The organism is Crocosphaera watsonii WH 8501, assembly GCF_000167195.1.
GTDB lineage: Bacteria > Cyanobacteriota > Cyanobacteriia > Cyanobacteriales > Microcystaceae > Crocosphaera > Crocosphaera watsonii.
Genome location: NZ_AADV02000001.1, coordinates 200362 through 223670 on the forward strand (window position 1 = coordinate 200362; position 23309 = coordinate 223670).

General features: G+C 37.6%; 20 protein-coding genes and 6 pseudogenes. 14 read left to right on the forward strand and 12 right to left on the reverse strand.

Translation table 11 applies throughout. The features are described from left to right. The first annotated feature begins 5 nt into the window (after positions 1 to 5). The 3 genes from CWATDRAFT_RS01055 to CWATDRAFT_RS01065 all read left to right on the forward strand — a co-directional run bounded on the left by CWATDRAFT_RS01055 (position 6) and on the right by CWATDRAFT_RS01065 (position 1906). Positions 6 to 1127 (forward strand): hypothetical protein, encoded by a 1122-nt coding sequence (locus tag CWATDRAFT_RS01055; RefSeq protein WP_007303236.1) that lies wholly within the window; start codon positions 6 to 8, stop codon positions 1125 to 1127. Positions 1128 to 1266: 139 nt separating this feature from the next. Then, positions 1267 to 1512 (forward strand): hypothetical protein, encoded by a 246-nt coding sequence (locus CWATDRAFT_RS01060; protein ID WP_007303237.1) that lies wholly within the window; start codon positions 1267 to 1269, stop codon positions 1510 to 1512. Continuing rightward, entirely contained in the window at positions 1502 to 1906 is a 405-nt protein-coding gene (locus CWATDRAFT_RS01065; protein ID WP_007303238.1) for a type II toxin-antitoxin system VapC family toxin, read from the forward strand. Before CWATDRAFT_RS01060 ends, CWATDRAFT_RS01065 begins: the two co-directional genes overlap by 11 nt. 192 nt (positions 1907 to 2098) lie before the next feature. On the opposite strand, the gene larC2 is transcribed toward CWATDRAFT_RS01065, so the two are convergent. Beyond that, on the reverse strand, positions 2099 to 2485 hold the full coding sequence (gene larC2, locus CWATDRAFT_RS01070; protein WP_007303239.1) for a nickel pincer cofactor biosynthesis protein LarC2: 387 nt from the start codon (positions 2483 to 2485) through the stop codon (positions 2099 to 2101). Positions 2486 to 2541: 56 nt separating this feature from the next. Further along, positions 2542 to 3336 (reverse strand): nickel pincer cofactor biosynthesis protein LarC, encoded by a 795-nt coding sequence (gene larC, locus CWATDRAFT_RS01075; protein ID WP_042711123.1) that lies wholly within the window; start codon positions 3334 to 3336, stop codon positions 2542 to 2544. Between the two features lie 4 nt (positions 3337 to 3340). On the opposite strand from larC, the gene CWATDRAFT_RS01080 reads away from it, so the two are divergent. From CWATDRAFT_RS01080 to CWATDRAFT_RS40925, 3 genes and pseudogenes are all read left to right on the forward strand, one after another. After that, complete coding sequence (locus CWATDRAFT_RS01080) at positions 3341 to 3994, forward strand: L-threonylcarbamoyladenylate synthase (RefSeq protein WP_007303241.1); 654 nt, start codon at positions 3341 to 3343, stop codon at positions 3992 to 3994. Positions 3995 to 4022: 28 nt separating this feature from the next. Then, positions 4023 to 4568 carry a dTDP-4-dehydrorhamnose 3,5-epimerase gene (rfbC, locus tag CWATDRAFT_RS01085; protein WP_007303242.1) on the forward strand — a complete coding sequence of 182 codons (546 nt, stop codon included), beginning with the start codon at positions 4023 to 4025 and terminating at the stop codon, positions 4566 to 4568. A 547-nt stretch (positions 4569 to 5115) separates the two neighbouring features. Continuing rightward, a pseudogene (locus tag CWATDRAFT_RS40925) lies at positions 5116 to 5718 on the forward strand (V4R domain-containing protein); the annotation flags it as partial. 266 nt (positions 5719 to 5984) lie between these two features. Here the strand turns inward: CWATDRAFT_RS40925 and CWATDRAFT_RS32585 are convergent. Continuing rightward, positions 5985 to 7457, reverse strand: a pseudogene (locus tag CWATDRAFT_RS32585) (IS1380-like element ISCwa5 family transposase). Positions 7458 to 7620: 163 nt separating this feature from the next. Continuing rightward, positions 7621 to 8792 (reverse strand): annotated as a pseudogene (locus tag CWATDRAFT_RS41580) (ISAzo13 family transposase). A 563-nt stretch (positions 8793 to 9355) separates the two neighbouring features. Between CWATDRAFT_RS41580 and CWATDRAFT_RS36845 the strand changes: the two are divergent. The 4 genes and pseudogenes from CWATDRAFT_RS36845 (at position 9356) to acsF (ending at position 12165) form a co-directional block, all read left to right on the forward strand. Next, a complete protein-coding gene (locus CWATDRAFT_RS36845; RefSeq protein WP_042711064.1) occupies positions 9356 to 9694 on the forward strand; it encodes a hypothetical protein in 339 nt (112 codons plus the stop codon). Further along, complete coding sequence (locus CWATDRAFT_RS31460; protein ID WP_050018321.1) at positions 9678 to 10586, forward strand: lipase family protein; 909 nt, start codon at positions 9678 to 9680, stop codon at positions 10584 to 10586. The genes CWATDRAFT_RS36845 and CWATDRAFT_RS31460 overlap by 17 nt, the downstream gene beginning before the upstream one ends. 93 nt (positions 10587 to 10679) lie before the next feature. Next, positions 10680 to 10781, forward strand: a pseudogene (locus CWATDRAFT_RS38105) (hypothetical protein); the annotation flags it as partial. 307 nt (positions 10782 to 11088) lie between these two features. Then, a complete protein-coding gene (acsF, locus tag CWATDRAFT_RS01125; protein ID WP_007308869.1) occupies positions 11089 to 12165 on the forward strand; it encodes a magnesium-protoporphyrin IX monomethyl ester (oxidative) cyclase in 1077 nt (358 codons plus the stop codon). A gap of 222 nt (positions 12166 to 12387) precedes the next feature. Here the strand turns inward: acsF and glmU are convergent, their stop codons facing one another. After that, the gene (gene glmU, locus CWATDRAFT_RS01130; protein WP_007308870.1) at positions 12388 to 13752 is read right to left on the reverse strand and encodes a bifunctional UDP-N-acetylglucosamine diphosphorylase/glucosamine-1-phosphate N-acetyltransferase GlmU; all 1365 of its coding nucleotides are present in this window, start codon (positions 13750 to 13752) and stop codon (positions 12388 to 12390) included. 123 nt (positions 13753 to 13875) lie between these two features. Between glmU and CWATDRAFT_RS01135 the strand changes: the two genes are divergently transcribed. After that, a complete protein-coding gene (locus CWATDRAFT_RS01135; protein WP_007303251.1) occupies positions 13876 to 14202 on the forward strand; it encodes a cupin domain-containing protein in 327 nt (108 codons plus the stop codon). A gap of 34 nt (positions 14203 to 14236) precedes the next feature. Here the strand turns inward: CWATDRAFT_RS01135 and CWATDRAFT_RS01140 are convergent, their stop codons facing one another. Together CWATDRAFT_RS01140 and CWATDRAFT_RS01145 are read right to left on the reverse strand one after the other, a co-directional pair. Beyond that, positions 14237 to 15010: a DUF1350 family protein gene (locus CWATDRAFT_RS01140; protein ID WP_007303252.1), complete on the reverse strand. Its 774-nt coding sequence runs from the start codon at positions 15008 to 15010 to the stop codon at positions 14237 to 14239. A gap of 20 nt (positions 15011 to 15030) precedes the next feature. Beyond that, on the reverse strand, positions 15031 to 16950 hold the full coding sequence (locus tag CWATDRAFT_RS01145) for a hypothetical protein (protein ID WP_007303253.1): 1920 nt from the start codon (positions 16948 to 16950) through the stop codon (positions 15031 to 15033). Between the two features lie 214 nt (positions 16951 to 17164). Between CWATDRAFT_RS01145 and accD the strand changes: the two genes are divergently transcribed. Together accD and thrS are read left to right on the forward strand one after the other, a co-directional pair. Continuing rightward, on the forward strand, positions 17165 to 18124 hold the full coding sequence (gene accD, locus CWATDRAFT_RS01150) for an acetyl-CoA carboxylase, carboxyltransferase subunit beta (RefSeq protein ID WP_007303254.1): 960 nt from the start codon (positions 17165 to 17167) through the stop codon (positions 18122 to 18124). A 254-nt stretch (positions 18125 to 18378) separates the two neighbouring features. Further along, entirely contained in the window at positions 18379 to 20253 is a 1875-nt protein-coding gene (gene thrS / locus CWATDRAFT_RS01155) for a threonine--tRNA ligase (protein WP_198138925.1), read from the forward strand. 79 nt (positions 20254 to 20332) lie between these two features. Here thrS and tnpA read toward each other — a convergent pair. The 5 genes and pseudogenes from tnpA to CWATDRAFT_RS01175 all read right to left on the reverse strand — a co-directional run. Next, positions 20333 to 20527, reverse strand: a pseudogene (tnpA, locus tag CWATDRAFT_RS32590) (IS200/IS605 family transposase); the annotation flags it as partial. 32 nt (positions 20528 to 20559) lie between these two features. After that, positions 20560 to 21201, reverse strand: a complete 642-nt coding sequence (locus CWATDRAFT_RS01160) for a transposase (RefSeq protein ID WP_007303151.1) — start codon at positions 21199 to 21201, stop codon at positions 20560 to 20562. A gap of 64 nt (positions 21202 to 21265) precedes the next feature. Further along, positions 21266 to 21847 (reverse strand): helix-turn-helix domain-containing protein, encoded by a 582-nt coding sequence (locus tag CWATDRAFT_RS01165; protein WP_007303067.1) that lies wholly within the window; start codon positions 21845 to 21847, stop codon positions 21266 to 21268. A 62-nt stretch (positions 21848 to 21909) separates the two neighbouring features. Then, positions 21910 to 22080: pseudogene (locus CWATDRAFT_RS01170) on the reverse strand (DUF4277 domain-containing protein); the annotation flags it as partial. Between the two features lie 79 nt (positions 22081 to 22159). Next, positions 22160 to 22618 (reverse strand): hypothetical protein, encoded by a 459-nt coding sequence (locus tag CWATDRAFT_RS01175; protein WP_198138929.1) that lies wholly within the window; start codon positions 22616 to 22618, stop codon positions 22160 to 22162. A 4-nt stretch (positions 22619 to 22622) separates the two neighbouring features. Between CWATDRAFT_RS01175 and CWATDRAFT_RS01180 the strand changes: the two genes are divergently transcribed. Continuing rightward, complete coding sequence (locus tag CWATDRAFT_RS01180; protein WP_007303150.1) at positions 22623 to 23204, forward strand: helix-turn-helix domain-containing protein; 582 nt, start codon at positions 22623 to 22625, stop codon at positions 23202 to 23204. Positions 23205 to 23309: the final 105 nt, after the last annotated feature.

Here is a 23309-nt window from a genome sequence, read left to right on the forward strand (position 1 = left end):
CAAGAGTGATTAAAGAGTTTTCTTTTGGCGAATTAACTACTTATTATACATCCGAATTCAATCAAGAATCAGGAACAGAAATTTCTATCACCGATCTCAAATCAATAGTAAATGTTACCCAAACATCAGTAACGAATACTTTAACCCCATATTTAGGAGAAAGGTATAGGAGATTTTTAGCACCTGATAATAAAATAATGAACTTAAAATTATTGTTCCTAGAAGAAAGTGAGCAAACTTCATTATTTCAAGATTCAGGTTATAACATAAAAAGAGAATGGATAGTAAAGGAAGTAAAGCCTATATATTTTCACCCATTTAAAAGAGAAAACAAACCAGTATTTCTAAAACATCCGATTTCTGGGAAAGGATGGAAAGCAGAGCTAACTTTTGGATATGCACCTCAAGATAAAGAATATGAAGAATTAGGGTTAAAGATTCCTAATAAATTTCAGCCCTATTATGTTTCAATCAAAAGACAAGGATTAGACGTATTATTACATGATAGAGTAATTTTATTTCATCAATTATTTGAACTTGACATTGTTCCTAATAGACACGCAGACTATAATACTATTCGAGGAGAAATTGATCTTAAAGAAGGTTTTGAAACAGCAATCACGAAAAATTCTATTATAGAAGATAATAATTTTCGACACTGTTTAGAAAAAGTGAGAAAAATACTTAAAGGAGAAGAACCTGGACCAAAAAAAGAAAAGAAAAATTATTTACGACGTAGATCAGTTCCTGATGAACTTCCAGAAAAACTATTAAGAGATAGATTGGCTGAACACTTAGAAAATCATCCTATTTTCAAAAAAGATAAAGTCAACAAAGAATATGTACTTGAAGGAATAGAAGGTTATATTGATATTTTGGCAGATCAAGAAGTTTGGGAAATTAAAACATCACAAGCAAATGCTTTAGATATTTATCAATTATTTATGTATATGGATGTTGGTGGTTTTGATAACGGTTATTTAGTAGCGCAAGATTTTTCAGGAGGGGCTAAAGTTGCTATCGATTTTATCAAGAATAAACATAATAAAGAGATAATATTAGCAAAGCACACAGATTTTCCTATTACACATCCTCCTAGTGATGAAGAACGTTCAGAATATTATTGATAATAATTCATAAAGCTAGAATCAATGAATAAATGAAACATCAATCAGGTAGCGATCTCGAATAGATAAGTTTTACGGTGCGCTGGATTAATTTTAAGCTAGAATAGTTATATTGAAATACAAAACTGTAACTGTAAATATGACAAAAGTAGAAATTAAGGAAAAAGTTATGAAGACTAAAAAACTCATTGAATCTGAACTTGAGAACTTAACAGAAGAACAACTTAATCAAGTTTATGATGTTATCAAAAACTTGAATGATTCTGTAACAGTAGAAACTAAACCTAGTTTAATGTCTAAGTTAAGTCAAATCAAAATTGATGCACCTGAAAACTTCTCAACTCAAATTGCTGATAGTTTAGGAAGAGATATCAGTGAAGAATAAAATATTTGTTGATACACTGTTTATTGTTGCTTTAATTAACAAAAGAGATCAATATCATCCTAAAGCATTAAAATTAGCACAACAAGTTGAGAATTATCCTTTAATTACCACTGATGCAGTTTTGCTACAAGTTGGTAACAGTTTAGCGGGTAATTATAGAAATGAAGCGATTAATATAATTGAAATTTTTTTACAATCTGATGACATTGAAATTATCCATTTAACTCCTGAATTGTTCAATAAAGCAATAGAACTATATAAAAAATATCAAGACAAACAATGGGGATTAGTTGATTGTGTTTCTTTTGTTGTCATGGAAGAAAATAATATCAATAAAGCATTAACTTTTGATAAACATTTTATTCAAGCAGGTTTTCAAGCATTGATGAGATAAATTTTAACCTAAAATAGCTACATCATTAGTAGCAGAAGCAGGAAATGAAGTAATTATTGCTACTACAAATGTTAAACATTTATCTCAGTTTACCGATGCACGAGATTGGAAATTAATTAAATAGTAATATTTATGTTAACACCAAATAAGGAGTCTGAGTGATACAATTACCTTATCAGACTTTTATTGTTTTCAAGAGATAGAATAAAAAGACTCTAAGGCTATTTTTTGAATGGTAGTTAAAGGTTGATTAAACTTAAGAGCGATCGCAGAACAATCTTCATATTCTGGATGTACATTAATAATAGTTTTATTATCTCCTTTTCCTTTAGTTGCTATCTTAATCCTAACTTCTCCATATTTGGTATTAACTATTTTAATTTCTCGCTCTAAAATTGAACGTTTCTCAATAGATTGACGAATACCTAATGTAGTTGTTTCTCGAAAAATAATCTCCTCACAAATATCTATTTTATCAACAGGACAAATAACCGTTAATAAAATACCAGGCCGTGACTTTTTCATCATCACAGACTGTGTAAACACATCTAACGCCCCTTGCTTTAATAAAATATCCAAGACATAGCCAAAAACTTGCGGACTGAGATCATCTATTTGGGTTTCTAAAACAGCAACTATGTCGACATTACTGTTTTTTTTTCTGTCACACTTTCCCCTATCCAGAGACGCAAAATATTAGGAATGGATAAATCTTGTGATCCTGCACCTAACCCCACTTTTTCTAATACCATATTAGGAGGTTGACCAAAACTTTTAACCAGTGTAACAGCGATCGCCGCCCCTGTTGGTGTCACTAATTCTTTGTCAATCTTGTTACTATAAATAGGAACCTGACGGGACTCCCATAGCTTCAACACCGCCGGCACCGGTACAGGTAAACGGCCATGGGCGGCCCACACCGTTCCCCCACCAGTAGGTAACGCCGAACAGTATAACGTCTGAATATCCAAATAATCTAGCCCCAGACAAGTACCGACAATGTCCACTATGGCATCCGTTGCCCCCACTTCGTGGAAATGTACCTTTTCCGCTTTTACCCCGTGTACGGCACCTTCTGCAACGGCTAAACGACGGAATATATCCAGACTCCATTCTGTCACCCGTGACGGTAAGTTAGCTTGTTGAATCATGCTTTCAATTTCAGGAAGATGACGAGCGGGGGTATGATGGTGATGGTGGTGATGGTGATGGTCATGATCATCATCCTTAAGCAAGTTAACATGAACCTTAGTGGCCTGTTGCCCATTGCGCTGTACCTTTTCTTGACTTAACTCATATTCGTGGTCAATTTTTAACTCTTTGAGTTGCTCAATCAAGTATTCTAAAGGAACACCACTATCAACTAAAGCCCCTAAACACATATCTCCGGCAATACCTGTCACACAGTCTAAATAAGCTATTTTGGTCATAGTCATGGCTATTCTATACGATTTACACCCTAAAAACCCTCAAAATCATCGCATTGACGAAATATGTTCTGCTCTAAGACAAGGGGCGATTATGCTATACCCTACAGATACAGTGTATGCGATCGGGTGCGATCTTAATAGTAAATCGGCCGTGCAACGGGTACGACAATTAAAGCAATTATCTAATGATAAACCCTTGACTTTTTTGTGTTCTTCTCTATCCAATATTGCTAAATATGCAGGGGTAGAGGATGAAGCTTATCGTGTTATGAAAAGGTTAATTCCTGGGCCTTATACCTTTTTATTACCAGCTACCAAAGCTGTGCCAAAATTAGTCATGAGTCCTAAGCGAAAAAGTACAGGTATTCGAGTACCAGATCACCCTATTTGTCAAGCTATTTTACAAGGTTTAGAAAATCCCATTGTTTCTACTTCTGCTCATTTACCGGATGAAGATGGGGAGTTTCCTACTCTTGGCTTAGAAAAAGTAAAATTATTTGACATTTTAGAAAATCAAGTTGATATTATTATTGATAATAGTTTAGAACCTGGTTTTGAGGTGTCTACTATTTTAGACATGACTTCCGATCCCCCTTCCATTATTCGTCAGGGGTTGGGATGGGAAGAATTACAAAATTGGGTGAAGCTTCAAGTTTAATTCAGTTATCAGTTACCAATTACCAGTTATGAAAGTTATTCAAACAAAAATTCCTGATGTTGTTATTATTGAACCCCGTATCTTTGGGGATGATCGTGGCTTTTTTTATGAAAGTTATAACCACAAAGCGTTTACAGAAGCAACGGGAATAAGCAGAAATTTTGTCCAAGATAATCATTCCAAATCGGAGAGAAATGTATTACGAGGACTGCATTATCAACTTCAACAAACCCAAGGAAAATTAGTCCGTGTCGTTACAGGAGAAGTGTTAGATGTAGCAGTGGATATTCGCAAAAGTTCCCCGACTTTTGGACAATGGGTAAGCTGTCTTTTAAGTGCTGAAAATAAACGTCAATTTTGGGTTCCCGAAGGATTCGCTCACGGTTTTGTTGTGTCATCGGATGCTGCCGAATTTCTTTACAAAACCACTGATTATTACGCTCCAGAACATGAAAGAAGTATTCTTTGGAATGATCCTGATCTTGCCATAGATTGGCAATTAAAAGGAGAACCCAAATTATCAAAAAAAGATCAAGAAGGTTTACCTTTTAAACAAGCAGAAGTATTTTATTAAATAATTTTTGAATCTGAGTTCGGAGTTCGGAGTTCGGAGTTCGGAGTTTTTTTGGACAATCAGGGTTCAAGACTCTTGATGAAGGATCAGTTGTCTATAAATTTCCTTATCTCGAACTCAGGTTAAGGGGATTCCTCGTACCTCACCAATGACAGTTAATACCAAATCCGATTGTCAAAACCTCTTTATAGTTTTGCTCTCCTTCCTCCCACACTCCCCACCTTTCCCACACTCCCCACCCTCCTCAACTAGCAAGACAAAAGGGGTATCTAAATGGGATTTAGTACAAGGGGGTAGAAAATGTCCTAATTAATTTTGTTTATTTTTTATAACCGATCTTAGGGTTTATCTCTTATGAGTATGTACAACCCCTGATACTCAGAGAAAAAACCCTGATAATTTGCTCATAAGCACTGAGGAAATAATCAAAATATCTTTCTACAATGAAATCACATTCGATAAAGTATTGAGGTTTGTGTAAGATGGTTTTCACCTCAAGTGATAGCAAACAGGAAACAAAACAGTTAGTAACCAATTTTGAGCATCCTTTAAAAAAGAAACAGGTAGTATCATTGATTGGAATGAATCTCGTAATATTCTCACCAGCGAAGACTTCATTCTAGGTTTAATTGAAGGACTAGAAGAAGAAATTGGTAGTGCTGCTGGAGTCATTGCTTATAACATAGGTAAAGACTGGGGAAAACGAGATGCAGACTTTTTTAAAGAGTGGCTTTATGCTGAATATGAATATAAGAAACCCCTCAATCAAATGAACCTTAATTATGTCTTAGAAGCCTGGTGGTGGTCTTTCACAGCGCAAGGTTGGGGTAACTGGGAAGTAGATATGAGTGAGCAGAAAAATGGCTTTATGTTTGTCAATATTTTTGATTCTGCTGTGGCACGAACTTTAGGAGATGTAGGTAAACCAGTTTGTCATATTTATGCTGGTTTATTAGCTGGATTTTTTACTAAGTTAGTCAATAAAGACCTTAATGCTATCGAAATTCAATGTTATGCCATGGGGGAAACCTATTGTAAGTTTTTAGTAGGGAAACAAGACAGGGTTGACGCTGCAACTTTCTGGTTAAACGAAGGGGCCTTAGCTAAAGACATCGAAAAGAAATTACATCATGGGGAGTATCTTAAATGATGAGTAGGCAAACATGGTCTACCCGGATTTCTCACAAATTAATTTGAAAGCCCAATCCAGAGATGAAAAATGATAATTTTTAGGACTAATAGAAATTTTGAATATAGATGAATAAAAAAATTGACTTTGATTATCCAAAAATTGAGTTTAAGAGGGAATAATTATATTAACTTTTGATTTTCTCCACGATAAATAAGACTAAATGAAAGTATCAGTCAGTCAACAACTTATGATAGATATCTTTTTTTAAAAACAACTTATTCTACTTATCCAGTATTAGGAATAGTTTTAATTCTTTTGTTAGCAATAGATAAAATATCTTGATAAGGACAAGCACTAGCTATAGCGATAATAATTCTTCTACAACTAATCTTTATTCTGGCTCCCAACTTAAGAAGATTTAGACGTATTCTTCCCACAGTTGCTTTAGCCAATGAAGTTTTTTTTAAACAGTGTTGACGAAAAGCATTTATGAGAACATAAGCCCAGGAATGTATCCATAATCTTAGTTGATTACTTTGAAATGTTTGAGTTTAATTTCTATCAGCTAACAAGTCTAATTGTTGTTCTTTAATCCGATTTTCCATCTCGCCTCTCGGACAGTATTTTTTTGTATAAAGTTTTGAGGGTGGAATTTTTGAAGCGGGCAAAGATGTCACCACATGGCGCATTTTTAAGCCATCACTTCCATAACAAACTTTTGTCACTACTCTTCTTTGACAACTCCATGACTTTTCTGTTTTATAACGAATAGAGCGATACCAAGTAGAAATTGGTACTAATTTTTTAACTTCTTCTAAATCTTCTTTTTTCTGAAATAAACTATCCATTAATTCAGTTATTGGAGCTAGTTTTTTTTCATATTCATGTTTGGCTTTTTCAATTACATCATCCGCTCGTAACTTAAGAACGCCATTTGTTCCCATAGCTATAACATAATCAACTAAAGGCTGATTTTCACAAAAATAGAAGATTTCTTCACGGGCATAGGCACTATCACCCCTAACTAGGATATGAGTCTCTGACCATTTTTCTCTAATTAGTCCGATAATTCTTTGTAATTCGTCTAAGGCTCCATCGGCTGGATCTACATTAGATGAACGAAGTTTAGCCACTAATAAATGATGCCCACAGAAAATATATAAAGGAGCATAACATACTCCGTGATAATAACTATTAAAAAATGCCCCTTCTTGATTACCATGTACTTGGTCATCCGTGACATCCATATCTAATATAATACTTAAGGGAGGTTTTTTATAAGACTCTAAAAAAAATTCGACAAAAGATTTTTCAATGGCTTCAAAGTTGGGTTCTATTTTATGATAACGACTCGTTTTTTGGTCGAGAATAGTCTCAGGACAATATTCCAATCTATTAATTGTACTTTTTCCAGCTAACCATCCCTTTTTATCTTCAAGTTCATTAAGCTTTTCTAAAGCGATCTTAAGGGCAGGATCGTGACGTAATTTATCATGGTCATTGACATCTTCATAGCCTAAAATAATTCCATAAAGCCTTTGTGCTAATAACTCATGAACGGAATGATCTACATAAGATTGATGACGATGATCTTGAAAACAGTTACCAAACTTCTCCGTAATTCCCAGTTTTTTATCCAACTCAGCTATCCAGACAATCCCCGCATCTGAAGTGATTAGTCCCCCATCAAAATTAGCGATTAGATGATTTCCAAGAAAAAGTTTCCCACCCATTATCAGAATCTGTTTGTAGAACATCTCAAATAAGCGAAAAGGGAAAAATAAAAAGTTGTTCGCGGATACTTTCCGCGAACAAAAACCTCCCTATCTAAAAGAAAGAAATACGCTAACTTTTAAATTAGCTTTGACTATTTTTAAAAAGGAAATTCACTTAATTTTACACTCTTATTAACTTTTTAGACTAACTGGGTCTAATCAAAATATCCCATTTAGGTAAGTGAGGATTACGTTCTAAACGTTTCTCAATTTCCTTCATCTCTTTTTTCGTTAAAGAAATGCCTTTTTGATAAACTTTTTTACTTAACTTAACTATCGGATTTAAGCCTTTCCATGTCATAGTTTTTACCCAAGCTAACATCGTTTGAGCATTTCTCAGAAGTGTTCCTTTCCAATGCCTCTCTAAAATTCCCCAACATCTTTCTATGGGATTATATTTACTGTGATAAGGAGGAAAATATAGTAATTGAATAGATTTCTTAGTTTGGTCGGCAAACTCTACCATTCTCTTCAAAAATTGCCTTCTTATTCCACTATTTTCTGGTCCATTATCAACTTTAATTTGGATGTTCTCTAGTTGCTGCTTTTCAGTTATACTCAGACTTGTCCACCATTGCTCCAAGTTATCTACCATGAAATCACTCGTTTTATAAGAACTTCCAAAAGTTACATAAAGTTGCCCTGTATCTTCATCTACAATCCCACAAGGAACGTATTTTTCTTTAGTTCCCATATCATGATCTTGAGCTTGATTATAACCTCTGGTTTGTCCGCCACGTGAATATTCTCCTATTTCCACAGTTGCTTTACAATCCATACTTAAACGTTTCACAGAAGGGTCTTTTTTTCTATCTTTTTTCTCTATATTCTCGAAGATAGCGTCCGTCTCCGAGATTTTTTTTTAGGTTTAGCTTTTACCACTTTTCTTAATCGATAGCCCAAACGATTTAAAATATCTGCCATTGTCGAGTCAGCAGGAACCTCCTCTCTATTATATCCTAGATTTCTTAATTGTTTAATGGCTTCAGCCGCCGTTAATCTTGTATAGGCAATGGGGTTATTAAATGTGGGGTTTTGTTGTGCGTGAGCTTCGGCTATTTCTTTCAATGATTGGGCAACTATTGGGTATCTTTCCTCCCATTTTTTACATCCACTATTGACTGATTGTAATCCTAAACACACTATCCCAGTTCGTTTTTCATGTAATCCAAGTTGAACATTTTTTCTCCCCCAACCAAACACGATTTCGGTTTGTCTGGCACTTCCTCCACAATACTTGAGACACATTTCAGCTTGAAATGAACGACGCTCTGCTCCCGTCATTTTTGAGGCTGCTAAACGTAAATCATCGACCATCGACGGGGTTAAGGGATGATTTGTCTGTTTTAGCTTCAATTTACTCTCTCTAATCTTTTTACCTCTTCATTTTAATCTATTTCTTCTGTTTTTTCAGACGAGCCAATTATGAAATTTTAAAGTTGTGTACCAAGATCCGCTAACTCTCTGTTCCTTTTATTTCTTGAAAGCCTTTAGTCCAAGCGATTACCCCCTATGGGAAAAGCTTTCTCGGAAATCACCTTATTTCTTTTCCTTTCTGTTTACTAAAGTTGATTACTTGACGAGGGGTTCGGGGATGACTGGGACTCATTAAATCAGTTTAAGGTAAATTGCTTTAATAATTAAATTATAGCATATTTTATTCTAACAATCTAGTACTATTAGAGATTTTATTAATAATTTTTTTGGAAAAATGAGTGATTGATTTATCTTTTCATCTTTGTCTAATTCGGGTTGATTTTAACTTAAAATCTGACAACAGACTGTTGGTTGGGGAAATATGCGATCGCTCTGTTCAAACCCACTTCCTGTAAGGCTTCTGTGTTTGGCGATCGCAGATTTTGTGAGAAATTCGGGATAAGATGTCAAACTCTCAACCACAAGCAGGACAAGGTTCGCCTTTTGATTTTTTCACTCCCGAGTTATCACCCCCCGAAGATCATACACAATCAAAACCTAACTTTGACAATGCCTACATCTGCGCCAATATTTCTGAACTTTGTTATTTAAGTTCTGTAAATGCAAAACACATGAATATAGGGTATGAAGAAGCCGTGCGCTCGACTCTATATAGTTGGGGATGTAGTTATGAAGATGTTCAAAAAACTATCTTTATTGATAGTCAAGACATTGAAGACATTCCAGATGATAGTGAAAATATTGATGACAACAAAAAGAAATATATTGCCGAAACCCAATAATAACGGTATTTTTCATAAAAATACCGTTATTATTGGGTTTCGTGGGTCTGAAAAAAAAGTCGGCGACTGGGCCATAAATCTAAAAATCCATTCTCGGATACTTGATTATACAGACAGACAAGACGGAAGAGAGAATCTTTTATCCGTTATTAGCAGTAAAGAACAAAGGGTGCATCGTGGCTTTTTACGAGCTTTTAAAGCACTTCTTGTTAACCAAGACTATCATGACTGGGTGATGAAACAACTAGGAGCCGCAGAGAATGTCTGGTTAACGGGACATAGTTTAGGAGGTGCGATCGCTATTCTTGCTGCTAACTATTTACTGGAGCAAGTAGAGCCAAAAATCAATGTATCTGGTGTTTATACCTTTGGTGCGCCTCGTGTTGGGAATAGTCATTATCGCGATCACATTAATGATAAATTCAAGTCTCAATACTGGCGGTTTATGAATGATAATGATCCCGTTCCAGATATTCCTTTTCCTGAATTAATTTATCGTTATTCCCGTGAAGGATGTATGCTGCGTCTCAATAATATCAATGGAAATTACGATATCTTACGTAGGATTGATCAAGAGGGAAAAAGAATCAGATTAGGCCGTTATAATGGTAAACCTAACTCTGTAAATGATCATAATCTAGGTGGAGCGGGTAGCTATTGTGAGAGACTATTTTCTCTAGCTTCTCAAGCTCAACCAATGACCTTTAAACACTTGAAGGAAAAGGGAAATAAGCGACAAATCAAAGGTATTACTCCTGAGATTTCTGTTTTTCAAACAATAGATTCTCTTTTAAAGCAAGGAGTATCAGATGAAACAATTGCTCAAGCATTAAAAGTTGATTTAAAAATTGTCAAAAAGGCCAGAAACTCCGACTTTCCGTACAGTGATTAAACCGATTAACTAGCGTTTTATCCTTGTTTTCCCTAACCTGTATTTTTGGCAACTCAATCCTAATTTTAGTAATTTAAAGAATTAAATAATAGTCGATTAGTGAGGAATATTTTTGAGAAAACAATTGCTAAACAAGGGAACAGATTAGCTAAACTATCTAAACATAAAATGATACAAGAAATATTACCCAAATGAATTTCATTGTAGGGTGGGCAAATATTATAAGTCCGATAATCAAATTGAGATCATCATACAATTTGCCCACTTAACCCTTAACCTCATAAACTTCTTTACACTATAAAGTACCAAAATAGCAACGCTTTTAATATAAATTGATAATGTGTTGTAACTCTTAATAAAAAGGGGGTGTCACTAACGGCAGAAAGGCTGGTAGACTGTGATTCAGGGATCGTAAATTCCTGCTAAAAAATGTAACAATCTTGTTACATTTTTTAGCAAAACGAGTCCTTAATCGATTGAAAAAAGTCTTTTTAAACAAGCTATGGTCAATACCCTTCAAAAATCTGAATTTGACGAAATGCGTCCTGGGATCAAGGTCCCGGCCAAAGAAACTATCCTAACTCCTCGTTTTTATACCACCGACTTTGATGCGGTGGCCAAAATGGATATTTCAGTGAACGAAGAGGAATTAAAAGCCATTCTCGAGGAATTTCGTACTGATTATAACCGTCATCATTTTGTCCGTCGTGGAGAATTTGCTCAAACCTGGGAACACATTGATGGGGATACCCGTCGTTTGTTTGTAGAATTTTTAGAACGTTCCTGTACAGCAGAATTTTCCGGGTTCCTTCTCTACAAAGAGTTAGGGAGACGCTTAAAAAATAAAAGCCCCATTTTGGCTGAATGTTTTACCCTGATGTCCCGTGATGAAGCACGTCACGCTGGTTTCCTCAATAAAGCCTTATCTGATTTTAATCTGTCTTTGGATTTAAGTTTCTTAACAAAGAGTCGCAGTTATACTTTCTTCCAGCCTAAGTTTATTTTTTATGCGACATATTTATCCGAAAAAATTGGTTATTGGCGTTATATCACCATTTTCCGCCACTTAGAAAAGCATCCCGAAGACAAAATCTATCCTATTTTCAATTTCTTTGAAAACTGGTGTCAAGATGAAAACCGTCACGGTGACTTTTTCGATGCCATCATGAAAGCAACCCCTAACATACTAAACAATTGGAAAGCCCGTCTATGGTGTCGTTTCTTCTTGTTATCCGTATTTGCAACCATGTATCTCAATGATATCCAACGGTCTGATTTTTATGCAGCGATTGGACTAGATGCACGGGAATATGATAAATATGTTATTGAGAAGACCAACGAAACAGCAGGAAAGGTTTTCCCTGTGGTTTTAGATGTGGAAAATCCTGAATTTTACGGCAGACTAGAAACTTGCGTCAAAAACAACGAAAAATTACGAGAAATTGACGCTTCAAACAGTCCAGCCCCTGTGAAGTTCCTCAGAAAACTACCTGCTTTTGTTTCCAATGGAGTTCAGTTTATTAAACTGTATTTCGTGAAACCTATTCGGGTTGATCATCTAGAAGGAACGGTTCGTTAAAAGTTTTGAGTTAGTTTACGTTTTAAGCACCCGCTAAGGCGGGTTTTTTTATAGTTTCAAATTGTACGGGGTCAACGGCCGTTGACCCCTACAGAAAGGAAATTTATAGGCAACTGCTCAAAATCACGAGTCTTAAACCCTGATTATTTCATGGAAAAAACTCCGAACTCCGAACTCCGAACTCCGAACTCCGAACTCCGCGCCTCACGTCTACAGGGTTGTTTATGATTTTTTTTGCGCCATTTTCGCCTTCCAATCCTCAATAATTCTTTGTCGTTGTCTGGCAATAACTAAAGCATGATCCGGAACATCATTAGTAACAACCGATCCGGCAGCTACAGTTACCTCCTCACCTAGTGTAACCGGTGCAACAAACACACTATTGGCTCCGGTTTTGGTGCGATCGCCGATAATAGTTTGATGCTTCCGATAACCATCATAATTAGCTGTAATGGTTCCTGCACCCACATTTACCTCTTGCCCCAGAGTCGCATCCCCAAGATAGGTTAAATGGGCGACATTGCTCTTATCTCCTACCTGAGTCTTTTTAATCTCCACAAAATTACCAATACGGCAAGATGCTTCTATTTTTGCCTCTCCTCGTAAATGGGTATAGGGGCCAACACGACAGTTATCAGCAACTTCAGAATCAGCAATAACCGAATAAAGTGCCGTCACCTGTTCCCCAATGGTACTATTTTCAACGAGACTTCCCGGGCCAATACGACTTTTTGCCCCGATAGAAGTATTACCCCGTAAATGGGTTTGGGGTTCGAGGATGACATCAGGAGCAAGGGTAACAGTATCATCGATGGTAATACTATCAGCATCGATCATGGTTACACCTACACTCATCCAATGCTTTTTGATACGATCTTGTAAGATATCGTTAGCAATAGAAAGTTGATAGCGATCATTTATACCATTTATTTCGTAATAATCTTCTACATCAACAGCCATTACAGGGTTGAGATAATCCACAACCTCGGTTAAATAGTATTCTTTTTGGTCGTTATTAGTGGAAAGTTTCGGTAAAGCTTCGGCTAGTTTTGACCAGTTGAAACAGTATATTCCGCCGTTAACCCGATTATTCTGTTTTTGTGCCGCGTTACAGTCCCGATCTTCGACAATTTGGCTAACTTGGTTGTTCCCATCGCAGAAAACTCTTCCATACCCTTTGGGGTTGGGTAAATTTGCTGTTAATAAAGTGGCTGCGTTATTATTTTTTTGATGAATCTGGAGTAAATTTTCTAAGGTTTCAGGGCGTAATAAAGGAGCATCCCCGTTTAAAACCAATAAATCTCCTTCAAAACCTTGTAAGTGGGGTAATAATTGCTGTATAGCGTGTCCTGTCCCTAATTGTTCCCTTTGTTCTACAAATTCGAGGGATGAGCTATGCTCAAAAGACTGTTTAACTTGTTCCCCTTCATAACCAATGATAATCAGTTTTCGAGACGGGGCAATTAGATGACAACTATCGATCACCCGTTGTACTAGCGATCGCCCCCCTAAAGTGTGTAATACTTTAGGTAAGTCAGACTTCATCCGTGTTCCTTTACCGGCTGCCAGAATTGCTACTGCTACCATATTTCTATCCATCAACAGTCCCGAAAAGAGTATATCCTGTCCTGTGTGTTTTGGATAGGGGTGTGTTAATTAATAATTAATAATTAATAGTTAATAATTGACAATTTACAATATTTATGATTTATGGATAATATTTTTCATTTTACCCATCAATTGATTGACCAAGAGATTTTTGAGACTATTGTTAATAGTAGAAATGTGAAAATTGAGCGTATTATTTCTACGGGACAAACCACTCCTAAAGACAGTTGGTATGATCAAGAGCAAGATGAGTGGGTGATTTTATTACAAGGACAAGCTACTTTATTATTCTTTGATAATTCCTCAATTAAGCTTAAATCTGGAGATTATTTATTAATTAAAGCTCATCAAAAACACCGAGTTACTTTTACCAGTATTGATCCTCCTTATATTTGGTTGGCTATTCATGGTAATTTGTCATTAAACTAAGTTGGCGTATTCATTCATTATTAATTGTTAATTTTCAAACGATTCTCCCAGGATTTAACCAACGTAAAATTTCATTTTTGAGACGATATAAATCACGAGAAAAAGCTTGTTTTACCCACTGGCCAACAGCATCTAAAGGGGTAAAAATTTCCCCTGCTTCCCACTTTATGTCCTGTGATAATGGTGTTAAATGATTCCCTGATAAAGTTTGTAAAGCAATTAAGTTAGGGTATTTATCGTCTAAAATTGGTTCTAAAATCTTAGTTTCATCTATATTATCATCAGTAAATTTTACCAACAAATTACGTCTAACTAGGTAATCTTTTTCTATAATAAGTTTAGTTTCATCGGTAGAAGGAGTGAATTCTAGGTTAAGATAATTTTCGATATCTAATTGTTCTAGAAAAGGAATAGCTTTTTTAACAGGATAATTATTAAAAGAAATGAGAACATTTCCGGCCCTTTCCACAGAAAAAAGACTACCAATTAATAAATGAAGTTTACAACCCATACTATGACCGATACCATAAATAGGTAGATAACCTTGTCCTAGAGAATTATTGGTTTGGAGACGGTCTAAAATGCCCTCAAAACGGTTAAGAACATTACGGGCGATCGCTAAATGATCAAAGGTATTGACAAAAGGAGTGGCAATGATAGCATAGCCCTCTTTTGCCAATTCTTCCAGTAGCCAACGATAGGTAAAATTAGGGGCTGTTCCTACAAAAGCACCACCCAAAAAATGAATGATAGCGATGGGGTATCTAGGTACTAAAACAGAACTTCCTGAGATTTCAAGCCATTCCATAATCGATTAAATTTAAGCAGTTAAGGGGTATTATCAGAGCCTTCAGTATCAAGAATTGGTACAAACTGGTTTTCTGGAACCAAAGAAGGGGGAATTTGTGGTTTTGCTGGTCGTAATGATTTATTCCATGCCTTAATTTGGGTTTGAGCAGAGCCATAAGCAGCACTATCACGAGGAATCATCTTCGCTAATTTTACTGCTTCGGGCAATAAAGAACGATTAGCCATTCTTTGAGCCATAGAGAGTAATTGAAAACTCCAGCGATCTAGAGCTTGTTTCGCTCTATAACTAACATCTGTTGAAGAGGGAATTTTCCTCACCACAGAGATAGCAGAGACCAAAGACTGAGGGGTTTGGGGTTGGGCTATTAAATAAGCCTCTTGTAAGTTCTTTTGGGCGCGGATTTCCCTTTGCCATTTGTTAATATTGTTCTGAGCTTCTTGATAGAGAACCCGTCCCGAGCCAATTTGCCTAGCAGCACTGATAGCAGCGTCGTAGTCTTTGCCAGCACCTAAAGCAATGGCTTGATTGAGAATGGGTTGATCTTCTTTGCGTTGGATCGTAACACGCCACTTCCTGATCTCTTTTTGAGCCTCATTGTGAAGGGTACGCCCCGAACCGATGGACTGTGCCTGGGCGATGGCCTGTCTTAAGTCAGAAAGACTACCACCTGCGGCTGAACTACGGGCTTGATCAAGAATGGGTTGGTCTTCTCGTAGTTGGATAGTAGTAGTCCATTGAGTAATCTCCTGTCTCGCTTCTTGATAACGGGGGTTTCTCGAAGGAACCATCTCTGCCGTTGCAATGGCAGCATTCAAGTCATCAATGCTACCTCCCGAGGCCAAGTTCCGGGCCTCTTGTAGATTAGTTACATCTTGTACTTCTAATTTGAAGCGGCTAATCAAATCTTGGGCTTCTTGATAAAGGGGACGATCCTCGTCGATTTCTTCGAGACCTAAAATAGCAATTTCTAGGTTTTCTACTGTACCTGTTTGGGCATCTAAACCTGCGCTGGCCATGGTTCTCCAGTCTGCTATTTCCTCGGATAAGGCTAGACTATCGGGGAGTTGGTTAACTACATCAGATAAACTCGACCAACGACGAGCATCGATTAAACCGTCTATATGATCGCTTATTTTCTCTTTAGCATCGGCGATCAGGTTTTGTGCCTCTTGGTAAGCGTAGCTCTCAGAGGAAATCTCTTCAGCATCGGCGATCGCTTTTAACCAGTTATCAATTCCCCCACGACGTAAGATACGATAAGCATCATCCAGACGACGACTCTCTTCTTGAGCCAATTGGATCTTATTAACTGTTTCATCGTATCTGGTGGTTGCCCAATACTTATTGGATACACTCAAGAGATTGACTGCTTCTCTAAAAGCGAAATTCCAATTAGACTTGCGTAATTCTTCTTCCACCTTCGCAAAAATTTCTTCTCCTTCTCCCCAGATACTGCGCCACTTTTCAATTCTTTCTTCTATCAGCCCATAAACCTGTACATTTTCAGGAACACGACGGGCTGTTTCGATGGCTCCTTCTAACTTACCCCGTTGAAATTCATTTTCAGCTATATCCAGGATAGCCACCGCCCATTCTTCTACATTACGATTAATTTCGTTTCTTAAGGGGTGATCGCTTGGCAGTGCTTCCACTAGGTTAATTGCCCGTAGGAAGCTATCTACTGTCCCTTGTTCTGCTTCCACCTGGGCGCAGTAGATCCGCTTGGATGCTGAAGCAATTGGCCAAAAAATACGAACACATTGGGGGGATTTTGGCAACCTCAACAACATGGATGTTGCTGCAAAACCAACGGTTCCAGAAACGATAATCAGAGCGATCGCCCAGAACTGCCAAGGAATTTGACTGGTTCGCAGAGCTATACGACCTAGTAGAGCGGTGTGATTTGCAGTAGTGCCTTGATTTGTCGATTGTTCCATAGTGCTACAGACTTTAAAAAGTCTCTCTTTCTCCTCATCAAACCATTCTATTATGCCTTGTGTCGGTAATTATGCTTAATTTTTTTGTCAAAACCCTAGACACAACAAGACTTAATGATAATGTAGCGCAAAGTCTTGGGTTTTTGATCGATCTCCGATGATAAAATAGAAACAGTCTCAGCCATAAATAATTATTAATTTTAGATTTTATACTATGTCCATATTTGATTGGTTTGCTAAACAAGAAAAGTCAGAACCCACTATCCAACAACAGCAGCAAGAACGGGAAATAGCCGATGGTTTATGGACTAAGTGCGAAGCTTGTGGGGCCTTAACCTATACTAAGGACCTTCAAGTTAATCAACTGGTTTGTACGGAATGTGGTCATCATTTTCGTGTGGAAAGTTCCGAACGCATTGCCCAGTTAATCGATAGAAATACCTGGAAACCCATCAACGAAAATCTTACCCCCACCGATCCCCTCAAATTCTGCGATCGCAAACCCTACAGCGATCGCATTCAGGACACCCAGGAAAAAACCGGGTTAGTTGATGCAGTGCAAACGGGAACAGGATTAATTGATGGTCTACCTTTGGCTTTGGGGGTGATGGACTTCCGCTTTATGGGTGGTAGTATGGGTTCTGTGGTAGGGGAAAAACTCTGCCGTCTTATTGAACACGCTACCTCGGAACGTTTCCCTGTGGTGATTATCTGTGCTTCTGGTGGGGCAAGGATGCAGGAAGGGATGTTAAGTTTGATGCAAATGGCTAAAATTTCTGGGGCCCTGGAACGTCATCGTAATGATAAGTTACTCTATATACCTGTTTTATCCCATCCTACCACTGGAGGAGTGACCGCAAGTTTTGCTATGTTGGGAGATATTATTTTAGCTGAACCCAACGCTACCATTGGTTTTGCCGGTCGACGGGTGATTGAACAAACTTTAAGGGAAAAATTACCGGATGGTTTCCAAAAGTCGGAATATTTATTAAAACATGGTTTTGTGGATGCCATTGTTTCCCGTACTCAACTGAAAAGAACTTTAGCTCAACTAATTAGTATTCATCAACCTTTTTTCCCTGTACTCCCTCCTCTTGATGTCAACCATAAACATCATCACGTAGAAGAGGTTGCCTTAAAAATAGATGGAAAACAGTTATCAATTGATAATTGATAATTGACATAGATCCCGTTATTAACGACGGGATCTAATTCGGTTGAGAACCTCTTATTGGGTGATTTCCACACTTGAATATACCTGCTTTTCCAATTATTCCCCCCTTTTTAAGGGGGGTTAGGGGGGATCGTAAGGGATCTCCTTTATCAGAAATCACCTTGAAATATTCAGTTAATTCGTTTGTGGATATTTCGATAATGATTATCAACTTAGGTTATCATGATAATGATCATCATTATAATAATTTACCAATGGTCAGTCAGTTAACTCAGTCTCCCTTGTCAATCGCCAACCCAGAAAAACTAGAGCGCATTCGTCACACTTGCGCCCACGTCATGGCAATGGCAGTACAAATCCTCTTTCCAGAGACAAAAGTTACCATTGGTCCCACTACAGATAAAGGTTTTTATTACGATTTTGATCGCCCACAACCTTTTGCCCCTGAAGAGTTGAAAAAAATTACCAAGCAAATGCGCTTTATTATTAAAGCTAATTTGCCGATTATTCGTGAAGAGATCACTAGAGAAGAAATGAAGGCGGAAATCGAACAGTTAGGGGAACCTTATAAACTAGAGATTTTAGATAGCATCCCTGAAGGAGAAACCATTACTCGTTATTACATCGGAAGTACCGACGGTGATGGATTGCCCAATGTAGGACAAAAGCTCAAAGATGCTTTACCGGAACCCTCCTCAATTAAACCTGTCAAAATTCCTTCTACGGTATCTTGGTGGGATCTTTGTGCAGGACATCATATTAACTATACAGGGGAGATTAACCCCAAAGCTTTCGCTTTAGAAAGCGTAGCTGGGGCATACTGGCGGGGAGATGAAACCAAAGCCCAATTACAACGTATTTATGGCACTGCTTGGGAAACCCCCGAACAATTAGATGCTTATTTAAAACAACGGGAAGAAGCTAAACGCCGAGATCATCGCAAACTAGGAAAAGAGCTAAAACTGTTTAGCATTCAGGAAAATGCTGGTGGTGGTTTGGTATTTTGGCATCCTCGCGGTGCAAAGATGCGCTACGTCATTGAAGATTATTGGCGCAAGGCTCATTTAGATGGAGGTTACGAACTCCTCTATACTCCCCACGTTGCTAACTTAGATTTGTGGAAAACATCGGGACATTTTGATTTTTATCGGGAAAATATGTTTGATTCGATGAAGATTGAGGAACAAGCTTATCAAATCAAACCCATGAACTGTCCTTTTCATGTTTTAACCTATAAAAATGAACTCCATTCCTATCGAGAATTCCCTTTACGCTGGGCAGAATTAGGGACAGTATATCGCTATGAACGTTCTGGGGTTCTACATGGTTTGATGCGGGTGCGGGGTTTTACTCAAGATGATGCTCATGTTTTCTGTTTACCCACACAAATTGCCTCAGAAATTCTCGGTGTACTCAATTTAACAGAGAAGATTCTTTCTGATTTTGGCTTTAAAGACTATGAAGTTAATCTTTCCACTCGCCCAGATAAATCAGTGGGAACAGATGAGGGTTGGGAGTTGGCAACTCAAGCTTTAGTAGAAGCATTAAATGGCAAGGGTTGGGACTATATTGAGGATAAGGGAGGCGGTGCTTTCTATGGTCCTAAAATCGATATCAAAATCAAGGATGCTATTGGACGGACTTGGCAATGTTCTACTATCCAGGTAGATTTTAACTTACCAGAACGCTTTGACATGGAATATGTAGCTGTGGATGGTTCTCGTCAACGTCCTATTATGATTCATCGGGCAATTTTTGGGTCTTTAGAGCGTTTTTATGGAATTTTAATCGAAAACTATGCAGGAGATTTTCCTTTATGGTTAGCACCTATCCAATTACGTTTGTTACCAGTTAGTGAAGCACAAATAGAATATGGGGAAACTGTGGTTGCTACCCTAAAACAGGCTGGTTATCGGGTAGAAATAGACTGCACGGGGGAACGTTTGGGCAAACAAATACGTAATGCTGAACTAGAGAAAATTCCTGTGGTGGCCATAGTTGGAAAAAAAGAAGTTGAAACTCAAACTTTGAGTATTCGTACTCGCCAACAAGGAGATATTGGGACTATGACTTTGACTGAGTTGAAGGAAAGTTTCAAGAGTGCGATCACTAATAAGGCGAATATTTAGCTTCTTCGGCAAGAAGCCCCACGCTGTATTTTCCAAAAAAACACCGACAAATCAGCGTGGGATGAATTGCCGTCCGAAATTACTCGTTAGGACGAGTTTGATTTTCAATGTATTTTCTGAGAGTAGAAATAGTTACACCACCACAAGAAGCTATGAAATAAGAACTATTCCAGAAAACCTCTTTCCAATAAAATTTATTGATTTGCTCTGGAAATTCCTGCCTTAATTTACGACTAGAGACACTTTTAAAATTATTGACAAACTTGCTTAACTCCGTAGTGCAGCTTAGCAAAAATAATCCACCAGTCACTTATGATCTTTAAAGCCCTTAAATTTCCAAACGAACGGCTTAGCAAAATGTTGATTAAAGTAATCAATAAAATTGAGAATTTTTTGGGATAGTTCTTCAGTTGAACGGACAGTAATTCTTTTGAGTAAACGCCGGACTAAGATCGAAAACCAACACTCAATTTGATTAAGCCACGATGTATGTTTGGGAATATAAACAAAGCGAATTCGATGAGATTCATCTGATAAAAAATCTGCTCTGCTGTCCATAGATTGCAAAATCCCCTCCTTTCCTTTTCTCCCCAAATCAATAGTAATTCCACAGCTTTCTGCTACTAATTTGACTAAGCTTTCCGATTTATGAGTGTTGAGTTGATCTACAATAAAAATCCATTCTGCTTTTTCATCAATCTTAATCGTTCTCTGGATATGTTCAGAAAAATCTTGTTCTGTTCTTGTCGGTCCAATAGAGGGACTAACAACTTTTCCTCTTGCCACATCCCAGTTCGCAATCAAGCTTAAAGTTCCGTGTCTTTCATATTCAAATTCGATTTTTTCTACTTGTTTAGGCTTGATTCTTTTGTTCGGAAATAATCTCTCAAGAGCTTGAATCCCTGTCATTTCATCTGTACTAATTAAATGAATTCCTTGTTCTAACAAAGTTTTAGCTTCTTGATGAAGTTCACAGATATATTTGACTTGCTTTTTAAATTTTAAGGGATCATCAATTTTGGCATTTAACCAGTAACGAACGAGATGTGGTTGTAATGTCGCTTCTTTTTAAAAAACGCCCCACACTACGGGGGGAAATCTTTTCGACAATTCCTCTTTTTATGGCTTCATCCGCCAACTCTGAAGGTGTCCAATGGCTCACTGGTCTGTCTGATTTTTCACATTCTTCACAAGCGATCTCTACAATCTGGACTACTTGTTCGACCGTAAAGGATTTTGTTGTTCCAGGTCTTGGGCGATCGCTTAAAATTCCTTTGATCAAGACCATTAATGCTTTCTCCGTTACCTGTTGTTCTTCGGCGGCACTCAGTTTTTCTCTCTCCTCAAACCATCGCGATCGCCACTGACGCACTTGTACTCGGTCTAATTCTAATCTTCGACTAATCGAACTATTGCTCTCTCCTGATGCTGCGGCTAAGATTAGCTTGGCTCGTCTAACAAGGCGATAGGGGTTTGTTGTCCCTCTCACTATTTGTTGGAGTACTGTTTTCTGTAGGTTGGAGAGGTTAATTGGCAATGCTTTTATCATGGACATCAACTTCGAGATTCTTCCGTTAGTTTCATTGAAACACATTGTCGTGGCTAGTCACGAAAGTTTCTGTAAAAATCTGGTGGATTACTTTCGCCAAGCTGCACTAGTCCATTGATTAAAATAGACTTAACTACTGTACCTGCTGAGATTTTTTCTCTAACATCTATTCCTAATTTATTATTAATTATTTTGACTATTCCTATTTCATCAATTAAACCAGCTACTATCCCTAAATGGTCTAAATTTTTAACTTGTATTTCTTCTAAATAAGACATTTTTCGCTCTTTTTTTACAGAGGAAACAACTTAAACAATTATCCCACTTTTTTGTCTTCAAGAGCTTAAGCAATTATACTTAATTATTAACCCCAGGCTTGTAGTATTTAATGCTACTTTTTGAAGTGCGGAATCTGGGTTGAACATCAAGTTGGTACTGAAAGCTATAGGGAATGGTTTCTGGGTCTCCTACTATGAGCAGATAATAAGGCATTTTGTCAGGATCGGCAGGACCGGGCCCTACTCCATGACGGGCCAGAAACTTACTTTTTGTCTCTCCTGGACGATAGCCCTTGACTCCCCTGTATTCTTGATAGTAATGCTCATGGTTCTGGGTGGCTTGCTGTTGGCGATGCTCTAATAGTTCTTTGAGGGCTTCGAGAATGGCGGGATCGATATCATGAGGGAAAATTACTCCCCATCCCGTTTCTGCCAAGTTTTTGGGATCTATTCCCTCCATCGGAGCAAAATTAGCGTCTAGTGCAGCTTGGCGAAAGTAATCCACCAGATTTTTACAGAAACTTTCGTGACTAGCCACGACAATGTGTTTCAATGAAACTAACGGAAGAATCTCGAAGTTGATGTCCATGATAAAAGCATTGCCAATTAACCTCTCCAACCTACAGAAAACAGTACTCCAACAAATAGTGAGAGGGACAACAAACCCCTATCGCCTTGTTAGACGAGCCAAGCTAATCTTAGCCGCAGCATCAGGAGAGAGCAATAGTTCGATTAGTCGAAGATTAGAATTAGACCGAGTACAAGTGCGTCAGTGGCGATCGCGATGGTTTGAGGAGAGAGAAAAACTGAGTGCCGCCGAAGAACAACAGGTAACGGAGAAAGCATTAATGGTCTTGATCAAAGGAATTTTAAGCGATCGCCCAAGACCTGGAACAACAAAATCCTTTACGGTCGAACAAGTAGTCCAGATTGTAGCGATCGCTTGTGAAGAATGTGAAAAATCAGACAGACCAGTGAGCCATTGGACACCTTCAGAGTTGGCGGATGAAGCCATAAAAAGAGGAATTGTCGAAAAGATTTCCCCCCGTAGTGTGGGGCGTTTTTTAAAAAGAAGCGACATTACAACCACATCTCGTTCGTTACTGGTTAAATGCCAAAATTGATGATCCCTTAAAATTTAAAAAGCAAGTCAAATATATCTGTGAACTTCATCAAGAAGCTAAAACTTTGTTAGAACAAGGAATTCATTTAATTAGGGTTTGCTGAAT